16 protein-coding genes are annotated in these 19,835 nt (G+C 46.2%); 10 read left to right on the top strand and 6 right to left on the bottom strand.

Annotated elements, in window-relative coordinates:
* The first annotated feature begins 49 nt into the window (after window positions 1-49).
* Window positions 50-1,021, top strand: a complete 972-nt coding sequence (locus tag CSD97_RS08180) for a hypothetical protein (RefSeq protein WP_005827419.1) — start codon at window positions 50-52, stop codon at window positions 1,019-1,021.
* Between the two features lie 178 nt (window positions 1,022-1,199).
* Here CSD97_RS08180 and CSD97_RS08175 read toward each other — a convergent pair whose 3' ends face one another.
* From CSD97_RS08175 to CSD97_RS08155, 5 genes are all read right to left on the bottom strand, one after another.
* A complete protein-coding gene (locus CSD97_RS08175) occupies window positions 1,200-2,297 on the bottom strand; it encodes a TlpA disulfide reductase family protein (protein ID WP_005827423.1) in 1,098 nt (365 codons plus the stop codon).
* Between the two features lie 123 nt (window positions 2,298-2,420).
* Window positions 2,421-2,969 (bottom strand): 30S ribosomal protein S16, encoded by a 549-nt coding sequence (locus CSD97_RS08170; RefSeq protein ID WP_005837359.1) that lies wholly within the window; start codon window positions 2,967-2,969, stop codon window positions 2,421-2,423.
* 176 nt (window positions 2,970-3,145) lie between these two features.
* A complete protein-coding gene (locus CSD97_RS08165) occupies window positions 3,146-4,456 on the bottom strand; it encodes a Na+/H+ antiporter NhaC family protein (protein WP_098032253.1) in 1,311 nt (436 codons plus the stop codon).
* A gap of 176 nt (window positions 4,457-4,632) precedes the next feature.
* Window positions 4,633-6,144 (bottom strand): altronate dehydratase family protein, encoded by a 1,512-nt coding sequence (locus tag CSD97_RS08160; RefSeq protein ID WP_005827433.1) that lies wholly within the window; start codon window positions 6,142-6,144, stop codon window positions 4,633-4,635.
* A gap of 115 nt (window positions 6,145-6,259) precedes the next feature.
* Window positions 6,260-7,315 (bottom strand): LacI family DNA-binding transcriptional regulator, encoded by a 1,056-nt coding sequence (locus CSD97_RS08155; RefSeq protein WP_005837354.1) that lies wholly within the window; start codon window positions 7,313-7,315, stop codon window positions 6,260-6,262.
* 341 nt (window positions 7,316-7,656) lie between these two features.
* Between CSD97_RS08155 and CSD97_RS08150 the strand changes: the two genes are divergently transcribed.
* The 8 genes from CSD97_RS08150 (at window position 7,657) to CSD97_RS08115 (ending at window position 16,900) form a co-directional block, all read left to right on the top strand.
* The gene (locus tag CSD97_RS08150; RefSeq protein WP_005837352.1) at window positions 7,657-8,682 is read left to right on the top strand and encodes a sugar kinase; all 1,026 of its coding nucleotides are present in this window, start codon (window positions 7,657-7,659) and stop codon (window positions 8,680-8,682) included.
* 51 nt (window positions 8,683-8,733) lie between these two features.
* Entirely contained in the window at window positions 8,734-9,099 is a 366-nt protein-coding gene (locus CSD97_RS08145) for a four helix bundle protein (protein ID WP_080650799.1), read from the top strand.
* A gap of 86 nt (window positions 9,100-9,185) precedes the next feature.
* On the top strand, window positions 9,186-9,854 hold the full coding sequence (locus tag CSD97_RS08140; protein WP_057089614.1) for a bifunctional 4-hydroxy-2-oxoglutarate aldolase/2-dehydro-3-deoxy-phosphogluconate aldolase: 669 nt from the start codon (window positions 9,186-9,188) through the stop codon (window positions 9,852-9,854).
* 640 nt (window positions 9,855-10,494) lie between these two features.
* Window positions 10,495-11,667 carry a glycosyltransferase family 2 protein gene (locus tag CSD97_RS08135; protein ID WP_098032252.1) on the top strand — a complete coding sequence of 391 codons (1,173 nt, stop codon included), beginning with the start codon at window positions 10,495-10,497 and terminating at the stop codon, window positions 11,665-11,667.
* Between the two features lie 37 nt (window positions 11,668-11,704).
* The gene (locus tag CSD97_RS08130) at window positions 11,705-13,606 is read left to right on the top strand and encodes an asparagine synthase C-terminal domain-containing protein (RefSeq protein ID WP_098032251.1); all 1,902 of its coding nucleotides are present in this window, start codon (window positions 11,705-11,707) and stop codon (window positions 13,604-13,606) included.
* Window positions 13,607-13,622: 16 nt separating this feature from the next.
* Complete coding sequence (locus CSD97_RS08125; RefSeq protein WP_244284020.1) at window positions 13,623-14,657, top strand: glycosyltransferase family 2 protein; 1,035 nt, start codon at window positions 13,623-13,625, stop codon at window positions 14,655-14,657.
* A 6-nt stretch (window positions 14,658-14,663) separates the two neighbouring features.
* Window positions 14,664-15,704 carry a glycosyltransferase gene (locus tag CSD97_RS08120; RefSeq protein WP_098032249.1) on the top strand — a complete coding sequence of 347 codons (1,041 nt, stop codon included), beginning with the start codon at window positions 14,664-14,666 and terminating at the stop codon, window positions 15,702-15,704.
* 11 nt (window positions 15,705-15,715) lie between these two features.
* Window positions 15,716-16,900: a glycosyltransferase gene (locus CSD97_RS08115; RefSeq protein ID WP_098032248.1), complete on the top strand. Its 1,185-nt coding sequence runs from the start codon at window positions 15,716-15,718 to the stop codon at window positions 16,898-16,900.
* Here CSD97_RS08115 and CSD97_RS08110 read toward each other — a convergent pair.
* Entirely contained in the window at window positions 16,894-18,429 is a 1,536-nt protein-coding gene (locus CSD97_RS08110; RefSeq protein ID WP_055288651.1) for a hypothetical protein, read from the bottom strand. The two genes, CSD97_RS08115 and CSD97_RS08110, sit on opposite strands and share 7 nt — an antisense overlap.
* 152 nt (window positions 18,430-18,581) lie before the next feature.
* Here CSD97_RS08110 and CSD97_RS08105 point away from each other — a divergent pair, with 152 nt between their 5' ends.
* On the top strand, window positions 18,582-19,832 hold the full coding sequence (locus CSD97_RS08105; RefSeq protein WP_055288650.1) for a glycosyltransferase family 4 protein: 1,251 nt from the start codon (window positions 18,582-18,584) through the stop codon (window positions 19,830-19,832).
* The last annotated feature ends 3 nt before the right edge of the window (window positions 19,833-19,835 follow it).

Below are 19,835 nucleotides of genomic sequence, written 5' to 3'. Positions count from 1 at the left end.
CTCATGGTATTGGGGCAAAAGTATCATTATTATAATAATCAAAGAAAGGATGAACATGGCAAATGTATTTCCTCCGTTTAAAATTGATATAGCTGGGGCTTTTTGTGTACCTCGTGCATTGAAGGATGTCCGCGAGCAATATCAGAACGGGCAGGTGAGCCGGCAGATATTGCAGGCTGTTGAAGATGCGGAAGTGCGCAGTCTGGTGGAACGGCTGGAGCTGGGAGGCATGAAGGTTGTTTCCGATGGTGGTTTCCGAAGTCGCGATTTTTTGGAAAGCTGGGAGGGTATTTGTTCCAAAGACGGCCGGCCTTTCTCCGAAGGCTCTCCTTTGGAGATTACAGGACGGCTCAGTTTGCTACGGCATCCTATTCTGGAAGAATTCGCATTTCTTGATTCCATTGTGGACGGAGGGGTGATGAAAAAACAGCATATCCCTTCGCCGGCAGAGGTTATGACCCAGATTATTCAACGTGTGGAGCGGACTCAGATAGAAACCGTTTACTCCGACATCCGGCTTTTGACGGATGATATTGCTTCCTGCTACAAATTTTTGCTTACCAAACTTTATGATGCAGGCTGCCGCTACGTCCAGTTCGACGGGGTACATTCGGTGATAATGGAAGATACCATCCGGCTCAACAACCGGGTTTTGCGTGAGCGTCCTGCAGGGATGTATGTTGCATTCCATGCACCGACGGACATGCTGGTGCAACTGCATGGGGCCGATGCTTATTTCCTGAATTACGACTGTGGCGCGTGCGACCGTAACCGTCTGCTCTGGTTCATACACGAGAAGGAAGCGGTGTTCGGTTTCGTGCTGTCCCATTATCCTCAGGAGGACGAGTTGGATGAATTGCAGGCAAAAACCGAAAGTGTATTGAACTATATTCCTTTGAAACGTTTCACTTTATGTCTGCCGGATGCCAATGCGCTTCTTTCGCCTTCGGAGGCCGATGAGGAGAAACAGTGGGAAACCGTAAGGTTGGGGATGGAAATGGCTGCGCGTATCTTCTCTTGAAAAACGCCGCATTCCATCATTCCGAATGCCACACTTCAGCAAGGGAAATGCCACACTTCAGCAAGGGAAATGCCACATTTCACAGAGGTAAATGCCATTGATTGGGCCTCGTGAAGTGTGGCATTTCGATTGACGAAGTGTGGCACTCCTTTTTTAGTTTCCGGTGTGTCCGGTTTTATTATTTGACAGCTTCGGCTATCTTTTCCTGAAGCTCGTCACCGTGCAGTCCGCGTGCAAGGATAGTTCCTTCACCGTCAATCAACACAGTGTGGGGGATGCTGCTTACGGCATAAAGCTGTGCGCCTTCGCAGTTCCAGTATTTCAGGTCGGACATTTGCGGCCACGTGATGTTCAGCTTCTTGATGGCTTCTTTCCATGCGTCAGCACTCTGGTCCAGAGATACGCCTACAATCTCGAAGTTCTTGTTCTTATATTTGGCGTAAGCTTCCACCAGGTTGGGCATCTCGCGACGGCAGGGGCCGCACCAGCTTGCCCAGAAGTCAACAAGGACAACTTTGCCCTTGCCTACGTAGTCGGACAGTTTTACCGTTTTTCCTTCCGGCGTCTGCATCTCGAAGTCTGTAAACTTCTGGCCTACGGCAGTGGCTTTCATCTTTTCAACGTTGTTCTTTATCTTGACGATGGCTTCGTCGTTGTCGTAAGCTGCAGGGATTTGGGGCATCAGCGGGTCGAGGTCTGCCACATCCATGTAGTAGTAGTTCTGCTTCAGCAGGAGTACACCCACCGGGTTGGTGATGTTCTTGTTGATGCCGGCTTTGATGGCGGATATCATGCTGTTTTCCAGATTTTCCATCTCTTTGCCTTTAGCCTCGCGTTGTTCGTCGGTCAGTGTGGTGTCCGACATGGATTCGTAGATGCTCATCATTTGTTTGTTCAGACCGTTGATTTGGGCTCTGATTTCCTGGTAGGCATCATTGTTGGCAGTACCGGTGGCAGAGTTGTTTTCCTGCGACAAGTTGATTTTAATCTTGCCGTTTTCCAGGAAGAAGTCGATGGCTGCGCCGTCTTTTCCTTCGGCTTTGTAGGAGATGTAGCGGTTGACAGCAGTATCTTGTGTACCCTTGAAGGTAAATGTTCCATCTTTGATGACAGCAGAGTCCAATTTTACGAATTGGCGTCCTTCCACGGTTTCCAGATATACGGTGTCGCCGTCGGCTGCACCCTCTACAGTTCCGGTTACGGTGTAACCGTTGTTTCCACTGTTACAAGCTGTAAATACAGCGGCTACAGCGAGCAGATAAGTAAACTTTTTCATTGTTTGTTTTTTTAATGAATGATTATAGCTGCAAATATAGTAATAAAAAATCCCCTCCGATATGAACCGGAGAGGATTTTTATAGTTTTAATCCCATTTTTAGCGATAACGCTGTGCTTACTATTATTCGGCAGCAGCTTCTTCAGCAGCAGGGGCTTCTTCGGCAGGAGCCTCTTCGGCCGGTGCTTCGGCAGCGGCTTTTGCAGCAGCTTCAGCAGCTTTCTTTTCAGCCAGTGCTTTTGCTTTTTCTTCGTTTATCTTCTTTTCAGCTTCCAGACGTGCTTTTGCTTCAGCTTTCTTAGCTTCGTCTTCCTTAGCCTTCAGAGCAGCCAAACCGCTTTGTTTGTTGTTCTTCCAGGCTTCGAACTTAGCATCAGCTTCAGCTTCGCCGAATGCGCCTTTCGCTACACCGCCCAGCAAGTGCTTCTTCATGTAAACACCTTCGCGAGAGAGGATGTTACGAACTGTGTCAGTAGGTTGTGCACCCTTCAACACCCAGTCAAGTGCGCGGTCGAACTTCAAATCTACTGTGGCAGGATTGGTGTTAGGATTGTAAGTACCAATCTTCTCAATAAATTTACCATCACGTGGTGCTCTTACGTCTGCAATAACGATAGAGTAGAAAGCGTAGCTTTTACGTCCATGTCTTTGCAATCTGATTTTTGTTGCCATTTAATTAAAATGTTTTTAGTTAATGATTTGAATTATGCTACTATCTCGTAATAGCGAGTGCAAAGGTAAGAAAAGATTTTGAGTTTTGAGTTATGAGTTATGAGTTATTTGTTGGCACGAGGGGTGTTTTTTTTAAAATGTTCACACAACGTCACCCATAACTCATCACTTGTCACTCATCCTTCTCCCGAGTATTTCCTGGGGTATCTCAGCAGAATGGCGAGTATGGCGCATGTTCCCATGCAGAAGGGGTAATACAGGTTTCCGATGATGCTGATGGGTGAAATGCCGGCAAGTCCGGAGGCTATCAGCATTTGCGCTCCGTAGGGGATGATTCCTTGCACGAGGCATGAGAAGGTGTCCAGTATGCTGGCTGTTTTCCGGCGGTCCAGGTGGAAGCGGAGGGCGATGTCCTTGGCTATGGGGCCGGTGGTGATGATGGCAATGGTGTTGTTGGCGGTGCAGAGATTGGCGATGCCGACCAGGACGGCGATGCTGAATTCGGCTCCCCGCTTGCCGCTGACGTGGCGGGTCAGCCGGGAGATGATGAAGTCGATGCCGCCGTTGTAGCGGATGGTCTCGAGCATGCCTCCGGCCAGCAGGGTGATGATGATGAGCTCGCCCATGCCGGTGATGCCCGTTCCCATGGCTCCGAACCAGTCGAAGAAGGCGGTGCCGGTATAGATACCGATAATTCCAGTAGAGAGGATGCCCAGCAGCAGTACAAGCATGACGTTGACACCTGCTACGGCCGTGCCCAGCACGATGAGGTAGGGGATTACCTTTATCCACTCGATGGTCTGCACTTGGGGTGGGGCGGAGACGGACAGTCCTTGAAAGATGTAGAGACCCAGCACGACAAGAGCTGCGGGGACTACAATCATGAAGTTGACGCGGAACTTGTCCCTCATCACGCAGTCCTGCGTCTTGGTCGATGCAATGGTGGTGTCGGATATGAAGGAAAGATTGTCTCCGAAGAACGAGCCTCCCACCACGATGGCGACCATGTAGGGCAGGTCGATGCCCGTCTTTTCCGCCAGTCCCACGGCTACGGGAGTCAGTGCGACGATAGTTCCTACGCTTGTTCCTATCGAGAGGGAGATGAAGCAGGCGGCAATGAAGATGCCCGCCAGCAGCAGGTTGTCCGGCAGTATATGTAAGGTCAGATTTACGGTCGCATCAATGGCGCCCATCTGCTTGGCGCTTTGGGCGAATGCTCCTGCAAGGATGAATATCCATACCATCAGCATGATGTTCTTGTTACTGGCGCCCACGGAAAACTGATAGATGCGCTGTTCCAGATTCAGGCCGCGCGTGATGGCGATGGCATAGCAGGACGAGGTGAGGAAGGCTACCGTGATGGGGACTTTATAGAAGTCGTTCACCAGGAGCGAGGTCACCAGGTAGAGGCAAAGGAACACCGCCAATGGGCTGAGTGCCCACCAGCCGCCTTTGGTTTTAGGGGTTGTATCGGTTGTTGCTGACATAGTTGTATTGTTTGGTTGAGATTAATGTTTCACCACAGATTTCTATCTTTCAATCAATTCCATGTTAATCGGTGTAATCTGTGGTGAAATCAATTTCGCCGCAAAGGTAACAAAAACAAAGGGCGGCACAAAATGGTTTTGTCCCGCCCTCCATCTATCAGCCCTTAATTTTCAATTTACAAAGTTACTCCGGTCTTGAAGATGGCTATTTCCTTGTAGCCTTTCTTTTCGTTGTTCACGAATTCACCGCTTGCTACTTTGATGATATACTCGATGAAGCGTTCGCAGGTTTTCTCCATCGGTTCGTTCTCGACGATAACTCCGGCGTTGAAGTCTATCCAGCCCGGCTTGTTCTTTGCCAAAGTGGAGTTGGTGGAAATCTTCATGGTCGGCACATAGGTTCCGAAGGGCGTTCCGCGTCCTGTGGTGAACAGCACCATGTGGCATCCGCAAGAGGCAAGGGCAGTGGCGGCTACAAGGTCGTTTCCTGGAGCAGACAGTAGGTTCAGTCCCTTTACTTTCAGGCGTTCGCCATACGGAAGTACCCCTTCCACGTAGCTCGTGCCACATTTCTGTGTGCATCCCAAGGCTTTGTCCTCCAATGTCGAGATGCCTCCCGCCTTATTTCCCGGAGACGGGTTTTCACCTACCGGTTCACCGTGTGAGAGGAAATATTCCTTGAAGTCATTAATCAGCTTCACCGTGTCCTCAAACAGCTCTTTGGTGCGGCAGCGGTTCATCAGTATGGTTTCTGCGCCGAACATTTCCGGCACTTCCGTCAGTACGCTGGTGCCGCCTTGCGCTACGAGGAAGTCGGAGAACATACCCAGTAGCGGATTGGCGGTGATACCGGAGAAACCGTCCGAACCGCCACACTTCAGGCCTACGCGCAGTTCGCTTAAGGGAATATCCTCGCGCTGGTCCTGGATGGCTTTGGCATAAAGTTCGCGTAGCAGTTCCATTCCTTCTTCGTATTCATCACCCACTTTCTGGGTCACCATAAACTTTACGCGCTCCTGGTCATAGTCTCCCAGGAATTCGCGGAACACATCCGGCTGATTATTCTCGCACCCCAAGCCTACCACGAGTACGGCTCCCGCATTGGGATGCAGTACCATGTCGCGGAGGATTTTCTTTGTATTCTCGTGGTCGTCGCCCAACTGGGAGCAGCCGTAGTTATGGGGATAAGCCATGATGGCATCCACGCCCTTTCCGCCCGTTTCGCGGCGCAGGCCTTCGGCAAGCTGGTTGATGATTCCGTTCACGCAGCCCACTGTCGGAATAATCCATATCTCGTTGCGCACACCTACGTCGCCGTTCTTACGTTTGTACCCTCTAAAGGTCAGGTTTGGCGCGCCGGTATTGAGGTTTAGAGTTGTAGTATTGAGGTCTACGTTGACGGGGTTGTATGTGTATTCCAGCAACCCGGACAAGTTGGTCTTGATATTGTTTTCATTCATCCAGTCCCCCTGCTTCTGCGCTTTCCGGGCGTGGCCGATGGGGTATCCGTATTTAATGACGTTTTCGCCTTCCGCAAAATCTTTCAGTGCAAATTTGTGTCCGGCAGGAACATCCTCGTTCAGAGTGATTTCCTTTCCGTCCACCGTGAGTTTTTCACCGGCCGGGAGTGCTGTGATAGCCACTGCAACATTGTCGGCAGGGTTGATTTTCAGGTACTTTGCCTCCATCTTTTAAAATTTTCCATTTACCATCTACAATGTACAATTTGGCTGCGCTGCATTAGTATTAGTCCCCTTCCGCATGGCCGAATTGTACATTGTAGATGGTACATTGTACATGCAACTATTTGTTGTAATAAAACTCTATATTCTCCTTCGTCAGCAAGTCAATCGGCATGAAGTTCTCCCTTGTGATTTCCTTCTTCAGAATCAGGTATTCGCACAAGGCCTTGATGCCGTCGAATCCTTGCAGGGTGGGCTGCTGTGCTATGAGGAAGAAGATGCTTCCCTGCTTCAGGCAGTCTACGTTGCGTTGCAGCAGGTCGTAGCCCATCAGGTTGAAGTCTTTTTTCTGCTTCTTCAGCAGGTATTCCCCGATGATGTATGCTTTGGAGTTGAAGGTGATTCCGTTCTTTACGGTAGGATGCTCTTGGAAGAACTCGTCCAGCATCAGTGTGTCCTCGCTGTCGCGCTTGGCATGCAGGTCCAGTTCCCAGATGCGGCAGGCGGGATGATGCTCCTGCATGTATTCGCGGAAGCCTATTTCGCGGCGTTCCTGCTGGTTCGACCCCACGATGCCTTCATTTATCTTGCGGAAGATGACGATTTCCTGCGCGTCTTCTCCGGCAAGCAGCATCAGCATGCGGGCGGCAAAATATCCGCTCTGGTGCGAGTTCTGCCCGTAGAAGGAGAGGGCGGGCTCTTCCTTTATGTTGGAGTCTATATATATATAAGGTATATTATGTTGCGTCAGCTCATCCGTGAAGGGCTTGGTGTATTGCGGAACGGTGGGGGCAAACATCACTCCGTCCGGCTCCAGTGCCAGAATCTGTCCGGAGGCTTCCGCGAATGAATGATAGTCATACGGGTCATAGTAGGAGAGGTGCACGGCCACGTTGAAGTCAGAGTAAGTCTCTACGGCGTTGTGTATGCCCGTCTCCACGTCTGTCCAGTATTCGCCTTTCTCGTGCAGTGGCAGCAGGCAGGCAAATGCGTACTTCTTGTTCGAAGCCAGTGCACTGGCATACATATTGGGCTGGTAATCCAGTTGTTTCAGGATTTCTTCCACCCGCTTCCGGCTGGACTCGGACACACCGCTACGCCCGTGAATCACACGGTCGACGGTTCCCACGGATACATCGGCCATCTTGGCGATATCCTTTATTCTGACTCTTTCCATCTGTATATTTACGATTTAACGATTTACGATGTACGATTGATGTTGCTTTGGCTACGATTCTACAATGTAATCTCAATCGTCTAATCGTAAATCGTCCCATCGTACATCTTCTTGTGCTCGCACACAATTATAATCTTAATATTTTCGATACAAATATATGATAATTTTTTGTATTTCAAAAATTGTTGTATCTTTGTGCCCGTACACGAAGACTGTGAAGAACGAATATTATTTTGATTTACTCTCCATAGTTTCAGGTGTTTAAGTTCTGTTTATACCTCGAAATGATAAATTGAAAGGAAACAAATTAATTTCATATTAAAATAAAACATAGAAAGATTATGGGAAAGAAAGTAGTTACATTAGGTGAAATCATGCTGAGGCTGTCTACTCCGGGAAACACCCGTTTTGTGCAGTCCGACTCTTTTGATGTGGTATATGGCGGCGGCGAGGCCAACGTGGCTGTCAGCTGTGCCAACTACGGGCATGATGCTTATTTTGTAACCAAGTTGCCGAAACATGAAATAGGCCAGTCGGCTGTCAACGCATTGCGCAAGTATGGCGTAAAGACGGATTTCATTGCGCGTGGTGGTGACCGTGTAGGTATCTACTATCTTGAGACCGGTGCTTCCATGCGTCCCAGTAAGGTAATCTATGACCGTGCACACTCCGCCATTGCCGAGGCAGATGCGGCAGACTTTGATTTCGATGCCATCATGGAAGGTGCAGACTGGTTCCACTGGTCAGGTATCACTCCCGCCATCTCCGACAAGGCCGCCGAGTTGACCCGCCTGGCTTGCGAGGCTGCCAAACGTCACGGCGTTACGGTGTCGGTAGACCTCAATTTCCGTAAAAAACTCTGGACCAAAGAAAAAGCCCAGTCCATCATGAAGCCTTTGATGCAGTATGTGGATGTCTGCATCGGCAATGAAGAGGATGCTGAACTCTGTCTGGGCTTCAAGCCCGATGCAGACGTGGAAGGCGGCAAGACGGACGCTGAAGGCTACAAGGGAATCTTCAAGGCGATGGCGAAGGAATTCGGCTTCAAATACGTAATCTCTACGTTGCGCGAGTCTTTCTCCGCTACCCACAACGGCTGGAAAGCAATGATTTACAACGGCGAGGAATTCTACGAGTCAAAGCGTTACGACATCAATCCTATCGTCGACCGCGTAGGTGGCGGCGACTCTTTCTCAGGTGGTATCATCCACGGCCTGCTGACAAAACCCAACCAGGGTGCCGCCCTCGAATTTGCAGTAGCCGCTTCCGCCTTGAAGCACACTATCAACGGTGACTTCAACCTTGTTTCCACAGAAGAGGTAGAAGCGCTGGCAGGAGGGGATGCAAGCGGACGAGTACAACGCTAAGCTCATTTACGATTTGACGATTTACGATGTACGATTGAAATTACTTCTACAGTGAACTCGGAGGAATTGAAAATACGATTGAAGGTGTTCTCTTTGAGAATAATCAAGATGGTAGATTGTATGCCTAATCGGATTTCGTCAATGGCTATAGCTAAACAAATAGTACGTTCAGGGACTTCACCTGCTGCCAATTATAGGGCAGCTTGTTTGGGAAAGTCTGATAAGGATTTTCTGAATAAACTGAAAATGGTAGAGGAAGAACTGGATGAAACTATACACTGGTTGGAAATTATTGCTGAAAGTGAGATGATTCCTGCTAATAAACTGCTTGGGTTGCAACAAGAGGCGCATGAATTGTATAAAATAATAGTGAGTTCTATTGTCACTACAAGAAATCGGTTAGCAAAGGAAGTTTGAATCGTCAAATCGTAAATAAAAAGAATAGATATAAAGTAAAGTAATATTAATCGTAAATCGTAAATCGTCAAATCGTAAATAAAAAGATGAGTAAATTTGATAAAATCTCAGTATTGAATAAGATTGGTTCTACTGGAATGGTGCCTGTCTTTTATCATAAGGATGCAGAAGTTGCAAAGAAAGTTGTAAAGGCTTGTTACGATGGAGGTGTTCGTGCGTTCGAATTCACGAACCGTGGTGACTTTGCCCACGAGGTGTTTGCGGAGGTTGTGAAGTTTGCGGCAAAAGAGTGCCCGGAGATGGCTATGGGTGTAGGTTCCATCGTTGACCCTGCTACTGCGGCGCTGTATTTGCAGTTGGGTGCATGTTTCGTTGTAGGCCCGTTGTTCAACCCGGAGATTGCTAAGATTTGTAACCGTCGTCTGGTAGCTTATACTCCGGGGTGCGGCAGCGTTTCAGAGGTAGGTTTCGCGCAAGAAGCAGGTTGCGACCTCTGCAAGATATTCCCGGGCGACGTGCTTGGTGTCAAACTCGTGAAAGGTTTGCTGGCTCCGATGCCCTGGTCCAAGCTGATGGTGACCGGTGGAGTGGAGCCGACTCAGGAAAACCTGACCTCCTGGATTAAGGCGGGTGTGTTCTGCGTAGGTATGGGTTCCAAACTCTTCCCGAAGGATAAGGTCGCTGCTGAAGACTGGACTTATGTTACGGAAAAATGTAAAGAAGCGTTAGGTTATATTGCCGAAGCAAGAAAATAAAGAAGAAATTCATTTTGTTTAAAGGTGTTTAAAGGGGACAGCCATCGAAGCGTTTCGGCGCTTCGGTGGTTTGTTTTTTACTGGAAAGTATACTCCCGATGAACAATAAAATGTTTATAAGTGTAAACTGTACTCTTAAACTCTAAAACAATGTTATAAAACGCGCGAAAAATGTGCCGGCGTTTTGCGCGTGCGGATAAAACACTTACCTTTGCAGTGCAGTTGGGAAACTGCATTTGGATTTGATAAATAATAAAAACAGTTTTCAATAAAGGATATTAGTTGTTAGGTAAAAGGATTGAAAATAGATTTTTTTCATAAGCTAAATGTTTTGAATAAATAGGTAAATTAGGTAAAGGTAAAAATTGGATTTTGAAGTTTTCAGAATAGGTAATTGAAGTTTTATTTTTCAGGTAAAGAGAAAGATTGATTTTTAGGTAACATTGACGCAGTTTAAAAGAAAAGCCTTTAAGGCTTTTCTTACAGGGGCGAGGGGTTCGTGAGAGCTTGCTCGTTTTTTTATTCCTATATTCTTCGCATTTTTTGTATATTTTGTCCGGACTCTACTTCTTTTTTGTATCTTTGTGTCGGATACCCATTAAAAACAAGCAGCAACTCTAAAGCTTAAATAGCTCTGAATTTGGAACATATATTGAATATATTCGATTGGCTTTTATACATATGGTTTGCAATAAACATACTGTATCTATTGGTTTACAGTCTGGCGTCACGCCGGCGTGACCTGCCTCTGCCCCCTCCAGTCAAGGAACACAAGCGTTTTGCCATACTGATTCCTGCCTACCGCGAAGATGCCGTGATACACGAGTGCGTCCATTCATGTCTGGAGCAGGATTATCCCGCCGACTGTTTTGATACGGTTGTCATTTCGGACCGTATGCAGCCCGAAACCAACGCTTCCCTCGCTGTGCTTCCTGTCCGCCTGGTTGAAGTGCATTTTGAGAAAAGCACCAAGTCCAAATCTCTGAATGCCGCCATGGCTGCCATCGGCAATGACTATGACATCGCTTTGGTGCTCGATGCGGACAATGTCATCCCTTACGATTATCTGAGTGATATTAACGACCTCTTCGCCAATCCGGAAGTCGAGATTGTGCAGACCCACCGGAGTGCCAAGAACCTGAACAATGACATGGCCCTGCTCGATGCCATCAGTGAGGAAATCAACAATACCATTTTCCGTCTGGGGCATGCCAAGCTGGGCTTGTCGGCTGCCCTTATCGGTTCCGGTATGGCGTTCCGTTATGACTTGTTTCGTGATACGATGGCGGATATCAAGGCTGTGGGCGGTTTCGACCGTGAATTGGAGCTGACCCTGCTCTATCGCGGCAAACGTTTTTATTATCTGCCCGAAACCTTTGTGTTCGATGAGAAGATACAGAACACCGGTGATTTCTCCCGTCAGCGCCGCCGTTGGCTTTCGGCACAATGGCATTACTGCCAGACCTTCGCCAAGTTTCTGTGGAAGGCGCTTGCTGCGCGTAACTGGGACTTCTGCGACAAGCTTTTCCAGCAGCTTTCCATTCCCCGCCTGCTGTTGATGGGGTTCACGTTCCTCTTCTCCGTGTTGTTTACGGTTTATCGCTGGACATGGGGGCTGAAGTGGTGGCTGCTCTTGGTGTTGCTCGCTGTCGCACTGCTCGTTGCCGTTCCCAAAAGGTTCTGCACCAGCCGCCTGGCAATGGCCCTGCAAAAGATACCCTATACATTCCTGCTGATGGCAGGAAACATCTTCAAGCTGAGGGGGGCGAACAAGACCTTTATACATACCAGGCATGGGGTGGCGGAAAAATAGAAAGGGATACACAATAAACAAGTCTATAAGCAAACAAATGATATACGGAAAAATCACTTTAGAAGATTGGCGTACAGTCTGTGTAGAGGGAGAAGAGCCGGAATCTTCTTTTGAAAGTTATAATCTGAGACTTTTCTTTTTCGGAACTTTGTATAATCGGGACACCTTGCAGGCAACTCCGGATGATACCAATGCCAAGCTTGCTGCTGATGCGTTTCTATCCGATCCGGCATATGGCTTTTCACGCCTGGACGGTTCGTTCACCATAGTATATTATTCAGAAAATGAATGCGGAGTGGTGCGCGACCATCATGGCACGCATTATCCCGTCTATTGTCACATTGATGGTAATTTTGCCACTTCCTGGCAATTTTTAGAGGACCAACTGGAAGAAAATTTCGAGCCTAATCTGGTTTCATTGAGTACATTCCTTCAGCGTGGCATTTTGAAGAAGAATAATTTCGCCCTATTCGATGTTCATTCTTTAGGTGCCGGCGAAAAGTTCTACATGTTGACAGAGCTTGGTTATCTGATGCCGGTTTGGGCTTCTGTAAAGTTAGAGACACAAGCGAACGTACATTCCATGTTTGATTCGCTGAAGGAAAGAAATCCCGGCTTATATGAAAAGGTGGCAGATGACATTTATTGTCTGAAGCGCGACAGCGTTTTTGAGCATGAACCCAAGGTGGCTACTGAACGGAATCCGGATGTCGAGGCCTATTCCCGCCGTTATGGAGAATTGCATGCGCAAGCCATCCGCCGGCGTATCGGCCATAGCCGCAGGGTAGGTATCCTGCTGAGTGGCGGCTATGATTCCGGTTCAAACCTTGCTGCGCTGCGCAGCATTTACGACGGCCAGATTGACTCCTATTCCGTGGGCTTTAAAGGAGATGCCTGGACGGAGCTGCCCATGGCCCGTCTGATGTCTGAAACCTTCGGCACGCGCCATCATGAGTACGAGATTGACGGTACGGAAACCAGTGCCTTGCCCGACATTGTCCGTTTTCTGGGTGAGCCTTTTATGGAAGGCGGGCTGATGGTAAACTATTGTGCCATGCGCATGATAGGCGATGACAAGCCCGACGTGATTCTGGGAGGTGACGGCAGTGACCAGTATTTCGGTACTTCCGGCCGCGAAGTGGCGTTGCATTATCTATCCGCCCGCATAGGATTGCGTCCCTTGCTGCGTGGCATCAGCCGTCTGCTGGAGCATGAAACCTTTGATACCGGCGGAAAGCTTTCCCGCATCAATTTCCATTTGGATAAGATACTTCATATTCTGGAAGGGGAGCGTTTCGGCTTCTCCGATTCTGCCTTGTGTGCCCTTCTGCAAAATCCGAAAGAAGATTTTGAGCCGGTAAAATCACTACGGCCCGATATCCACAGTTTCGAGCATCTTTATGCGCAGCATGCCATTCTTTCCGATTTGGAGACTGTAATCAACCGTATCATTCTTTTCAAGGCTTCCAGCATGGCACGCATGTTCGGTAACAATCTGACGTATCCTTTTATGGACCTGGAGCTTTTCCATTTCCTGCAGGAGCTACCGGTAGGGTTGAAGTGCAGGGGCAACAGTGTACTGGACATTGCGCGGGGTCGTTCCGTTTCTAAATATCTGTTAAAGTACCATTATAAACCTTTACTTCCCGAGGCCATTACCTTGAAGAAGAAGCAGGGCGGTTTTGCACCTATGCCACTGTTCTTCCGTGATAGGGCCCGACGTGCTTTCTTTAAGGAATTCATTCTTGCTTCCGGCATTATGGACAACTATCTGCGTCGTGATGCAGTGAAGAAGTTTCTTACAGATTATGAACAAGTTGCAGAGAAGGAGGGCGGTTGGTTCTGGCATAGGCAGAACAAGGCTTTGCAATATTTCAATCTGTTGACGCTTGTTGTGTGGTGGGAAGAGTTTATGGAAGGCCATGAGGTGAAATTCTGAAAATATGATTGAAAGCATGAAAGTTTCCATTATTGTTCCGGTTTATAATGTTGCCAAGTACATAGAACGGTGTTTGTTGTCCGTGTTGAACCAGACTTGGCAGGATTTGGAAGTCATTCTTGTGAATGACTGCACTCCGGACGACTCTATGGAGATAGCCAGACGGGTGGTGGCTTCGCATCCGCGCGGAACGGTGGTGAGATGTCTGGAACATGAAGAGAACAGAGGGCTTTCTGCTGCAAGAAACACCGGTATTTCAGCGTCTGTTGGCGATTATCTGTACTTCTTGGATAGCGACGATTATATTCCAGCGAATGCAATAGAGCTTTTGGCGGATGCAGCGGGGCAGAAGCGACCTGATTTTGTGATAGGCAATTATGAGGTGACCGGCGCCAGACGTTGGGCCCCTCCTTTATCATTAGGCACCGGGTTTTATGAAGGGAATGCTCTTGTACTCTCCAATTATGTACAGGGGAAATGGTATGTCATGGCATGGAACAAACTGGTGAGTCGTCCCCTCATTTTGCAGCATAAACTCTACTTCCAGGAGGGCATTGTACACGAGGATGATTTATGGTCATTTAAGTTGGCATGTATGTCTCAAAGTATGTATGTCGTCAATGAGACCACTTACTATTATTCCATGCAGCCAGATTCCATCATGCGAGCGCCGTCTATGCGTAATTTGGAATGTCGTGTGCTGGTGCTTGGTTATATCTACGACTTTATCCGGTCTTCCCGGTGTTTGCAGGATAACCGGCTGATATATATATACTTTGAGAGTCTGAAGGCGAAATATTTTGACCGTATTCTGTATTTCACGAAAGACACATCCTTTCATTATCAGAGTTATTTGGTATTCAGGAACAAAAAGTATGCGTCTTTGTTGGAGATGACGGGCCTGCGTCCCGAATGGAAGCTGATGTTGCAGAACATCCATTATGTGCTTCCTACGTATGCCGGCTATCTGTATTTTAAGGCTTTTGTAAAGTCAGCCTACTATTTGTTGGTGTTGTCTATAAAAATGAAGGCAGTGTTTCATGCAAAATGAGCGAATATGAATAATCTTCCGGAAATATCCGTTATAGTACCCGTTTATAAGGTAGAAGAGTACTTGCCCCAGTGCATTGACAGTATTCTTGCACAGACCTTTACGGATTTTGAGCTGTTGCTGGTAGATGACGGGAGCCCTGACTGTTGCGGGGAGATTTGTGAAGAGTATGCCGGGAAGGATATGAGGATACGGGTGTTCCATCAGGCTAATGCAGGATTGAGCTGTGCCCGGAATACTGGTTTGATGAATGCTCGTGGAAGATATGTAACCTTTATTGATTCAGATGATTATGTAAAGCCTTATTATCTTGAAAGGCTGTACGGTGCATTGCCTGCCGATAAAACGAAGGAGGGAGTAATAGTCGGTTCTCTTGATGCGTATCTGCCAAATGGGGACTGTCAAACGTTTCACGTTCCCGAACAAGATATAGCTTCGGAACAGATGTATCTTATATTGACAGACTTGATAGACAAGCGTGTTGCGTACGCAGGCAGCAAGCTATACGACCATCGGATTATCAAGCAATACCGGGTGGGCTTTGTTCCTTTTGTTTCCGGACTGGAAGATATGCTGTTTATGTTGGACTACCTGATGTATGCGGATTTTATGGTTATTCGTGATTACAATAATTACGTTTATAGAGTAGGGTATTCTGTAGATGTGTTGTCTGTGCGTATAAACAGCTTTCCGGCAGAATATGCAGCATTCTCCAATTTTTTGGAAAGGGTCTATGTGTATCAAAAGAAATTTAATTTGGAGGATAGCTCACTGGATAGAACATGGAATTCATTGACTGTCTTTTTCCATAAAGTGATTTTGGCCATCTATAAACCAGAGCATAAGTATACCCGGCAGGAACGGTTGTCTTTTTTACATCAAGTCCTTTTATCAGATAAAGAATGGATAAGACGATTTTTTCTTCCACAGTATAAAGCGGATGTGTTGGGCAAATTCCTGTTTTGTAGGGTGGGGGCATCGGCTTTTGATGGGTGGATGCGTTTCTTGTCAGGTATAAAATTCAAGAAGATGTTTGGAGCAAAATAACGGGGGGCATTATGAATATCTTGTTTATACATCCTGTCATGTTCCATCCCCAACGGGGAGGGATTGAAAGAGTGAGTGACCTTTTGTGCCGTGAATTCATAAGACGGGGACACCATGTTCTTTGTTTACATAGTGTGCGGGATGAAAGCCGCATGGATTATGCATATCCTGCACCATCTTATTTTTTCCCATATCAGGTTCGGGAAGTAGAAAAGAACGGGTTGTTTTTCCGTAGTTTCCTGCAAGAGCACCGTATTGATATGGTCATAGACCAGGACCCGCAGACTTATTATACATTATATTCCTTCTCTAAAACCTTGCGGGACGTGTATATTATTTCCGTGATACATTATAATCCTCTTGGCATATATCACCATTTGGGAGAGTTCGTAATGTGGATAAAAGGGAAAAACACGATTATGGGAAAAATCAGAAAGATGGCCCGTATCATAAAGATTCCTATGTTTAAGTATGATTACAAGCGTACATTAAAATCCGATTATGAAGGCATTTTACTGTATACAGATGCATTGTGTTTACTTTCTTTGAAATTTATCCCTGATTTGAGGCAGATATATTCAAAAGACTTGAGCCGGGTGATTGCCATTCCCAATCCGAATACATATCCCGCTCAAGAAAATACAGATTTCCTCAAGAAGAAGCAGATATTGTATGTAGGCCGGATAGAGTGGCGCCAGAAGCGTGTAGGACGGCTGATTGATATCTGGAAGCGTATATATAAAAAATTTCCCGATTGGGAGTTGGTCATTGTGGGAGACGGGCCGATAAGGCAGACATTGGAACAGAAAGCCTTAAAGATGGAACGGGTTGTTTTCACCGGTTGGCAAGACCCTGAACCATTTTACCGGGATGCAAGCATCCTATGTCTGACGAGTGACTTTGAAGGGTGGGGAATGGTATTGACCGAAGCCATGACATTCGGGGTGGTTCCGGTGGCGTTCAATTCGTATGCAGCTATCACAGATATTATTGATGATGGGAAGAACGGATTGTTGGTTCCTCCGTTCTCGCATAAGGAGTTTGCCCGGAAGTTGGGCTCATTGATGAAAGATGAAGAACTGCGCAGGGAGATGTCAAAAAATTGTGTGCAGTATGTGAGGCGCTTTGACATACAGAATGTGGCGGACGAGTGGGAAAATGCCTTTGACCGACTGAAATCAACAGCTCGTCAATGATGCCTTTTCAGTATCCGGTGAGCGAATGCACGTATGCCCGGAGTGAAAAGATAGAGCAACGAGCAGGTTAATATCCCATAAGTGGAAATCAGAATCATTCCATAGAGAATCCAATGTGTAAAAGAGCTTTCCGGTGTAAAGTCATTGCTTGGATAGAGATGGTAGCATACTATTCCCGGCAGCAGTATAATCAGCAGATGCTTGATGTAGCCCGTCCAATAGTGGAAAACGGATATTTTGAATCCTTGCGAATAAAGAAAGTAAGGTTTCCAAATGACTATGATAAGAAATAGACTGGTTATGTTACCCATCAAAATTCCCGGCAGTCCCCAAAAATGCCCGGCAATGATGGCGACAGTCAGGTTGATGATTATTTCCGCAATGGGAGCCCAAGTATCTTGAAATAAACCATACCCATAGGTAAATTGGTCTATGGCACCTCGGGTGTAGTTGATGAACGAGTTGATGATAATCAGATACAGAATATGTTGGGGCAATACGTATTCACTTCCCAGCCATAATGAAATAAAAGCGCCGGTCAGTCGAATCAGGGCAAATGAAATGGTTCCGGCTATCAAGAAGCGGATACCCATCAGCTCCCAGAATACTTGCTGGATACGTTTGGAATCGCCCTCGGCTATCAGATTGCCTACTCCTGCATTGGTACTCCCTAATAGGTTGCTGATAAATATACTTATCTTATCAATAATGAGCGTATAGTTCCCATAGTAAGCCACAGTTTTGAGTGAGACGAAGGCATATACCAGGAAGGGAGTGGTTTGGAATTGTACAAAACCGCCCAGTTTGTGTACAAACAACTGTTTGGTATACCGGGTTACTTCCGGATATTTCTTGAAAAGCAGCTTTCCCTGCTTCACTTCGCTTTTCAGCCAGGGGTATACCTGATTGACTTTCCAGTTCAGGATAATGGAATAGGTAATACCCAGCAGAAGTTCCAGACTAATCCATAGGTAATAATTGCCCGTATAATATACTAACCCCATTTGCAGGAGAGTCTTTATCAGTACGGCACTTTGAAAATAGGCTGTCACTACATAATTCTTCTGGTCCGCTCCCAAAAGGGTTTGCTTGTAATTGGCAAAATATCCTATCAGTGAAGTGGTCAGATACGAGAAAAATGCAAAATAGATGACACCTAAATCAAAGACATTATTGGGGAATATCAGGGGCAGGAAGCATGCCAATACACATCCTGCGCTTAGAATGACGAAACCGATACGTCGGTAGATAAATCCGAAAACGGAAATGATTTCATTGATTTTCCTTTCATCGTGTTCGAAGAGGGGCTTATACAGAACGTAGCCGATGGCTGTGCTGATACCCAATTCTGCAAGGTTCAGAAATCCCAAGAGATTGTTCAGTGTACCTATCAGCCCCATAAAATCCGCACCCAATGCGTCCAGAAAGATTTTTCTGGAGAAAAAGGATAGGGCCAAACTCAGGAAATAAAAAATGAGATTGACCCGGGCATTAAGCAATGATTTTTTAAGGCGTGACTCGTGAGGCATAAGTTCTGTTATTACTCTGCAAAAATACATAAAAATAATTTTAAGGGAATAAAAAGTGAAATGTATTTTATTCTTAGATTTTATTGCTAATTTTGTCAAAAGGGTATTTGATATAAATAATCGTAGATTGTGGTATTGATATAATTTGTAGGATGAAGATACTGACTGTTGTTTGTGGATTAGGTATTGGAGGAACCGAGCGTACTGCTGAAAATTTCTCAATAGGTTTGATGCGTTGTGGATATGATGTAAAGGTGTATGCTTCTTCTGAAGGGGGGGAGCGTGCTGAAAATCTGCGCCAATTGGGTATTGAAGTTATGTATTCATATAGTGAACTGCATGAGTTGAAAAATTCCGGTTGGACTCCGGATGTCATTCATTTACATTCATTGAGAGTGAGTATGGAGGCCTTTATGTTGATTCATAATCTTTTCCCGGGTGCTCGTATATATGAGCAGAATGTCTTTTGTACTCCTACAAAATTTACTCCCTATTTGAGCTCATCGTTACAGTTGTCCCAATGGTGTTTGTGGTATTATTCACAATTTCCTTCTACGAAGAGAGTTTCTAAGACTATTTTACCAAATGCTATAAATGTTTCCAATTTTTATCCGTGTAGTTTGGTTGAGCGTGAGGATACTCGTAGGAGCTATGGTATTGCCCCTGATGATTTTGTCTTGTTGCGTGTTGGGCAACCTTATAATGGGAAATGGAATCATAAGATTATTGATGTTTTTATAGATTTTCATAAGAAATATCCACGTGCTTTACTTTGGCTGGTTGGAGCTTCCCCTTCTGTGGTACATAAAATTAGCAGACTTCCAAATAAATCTGTAAAAAGCAGGATTCTTCTTACAGATAAACTCATAGGAGATGAGAAGTTGAGACTATGTTATGGTGCATCGGATGTATTTTTGCATATGGCACGAATAGGAGAGACATTTGGTATTGTATTAGCGGAAGCTATTTTGTGTGGTTTGCCGGTCGTTACTCATCAAACGCCCTATTCTGAAAATTCTCAAGCAGAAGTGGTGGGACATTTACGAGGAGGACTTGTGGCAAATCGCTATGGTGGAATCATTGCTGCTTTAGAACGCCTTTATTTAGAACCAGAGTTTGGTAAGAAACTTGCAATAACTGGTGCTGCTGTAATTAAAGAACGATATAGTATTCAATCTTCCATAAATTTATTTCAATCCATAATGCGCGGTGAAGTCCATTCTTGGAAGTATGTAACTAAAGATTTGAAGATATATTTAAGGGATGCCATTGATGCTCCAATACCTGGTATTTTATTTCTTTTATGTATGAAGAAAGTACTGCTGTATGTTGTGCCGGATAAATACTGTCGTTTCTTTTTCCGGTTTTGGTGCCGCCTTTTTGATAAAGCCGTTCAAATGTAAAAA

The sequence above is a fragment of the Bacteroides sp. AR29 genome (assembly GCF_900217715.1).
Lineage (GTDB): Bacteria > Bacteroidota > Bacteroidia > Bacteroidales > Bacteroidaceae > Bacteroides > Bacteroides uniformis.
Note: the sequence above shows the minus strand (reverse complement) of the source record. Positions and strands in the feature narration are given on the sequence as shown.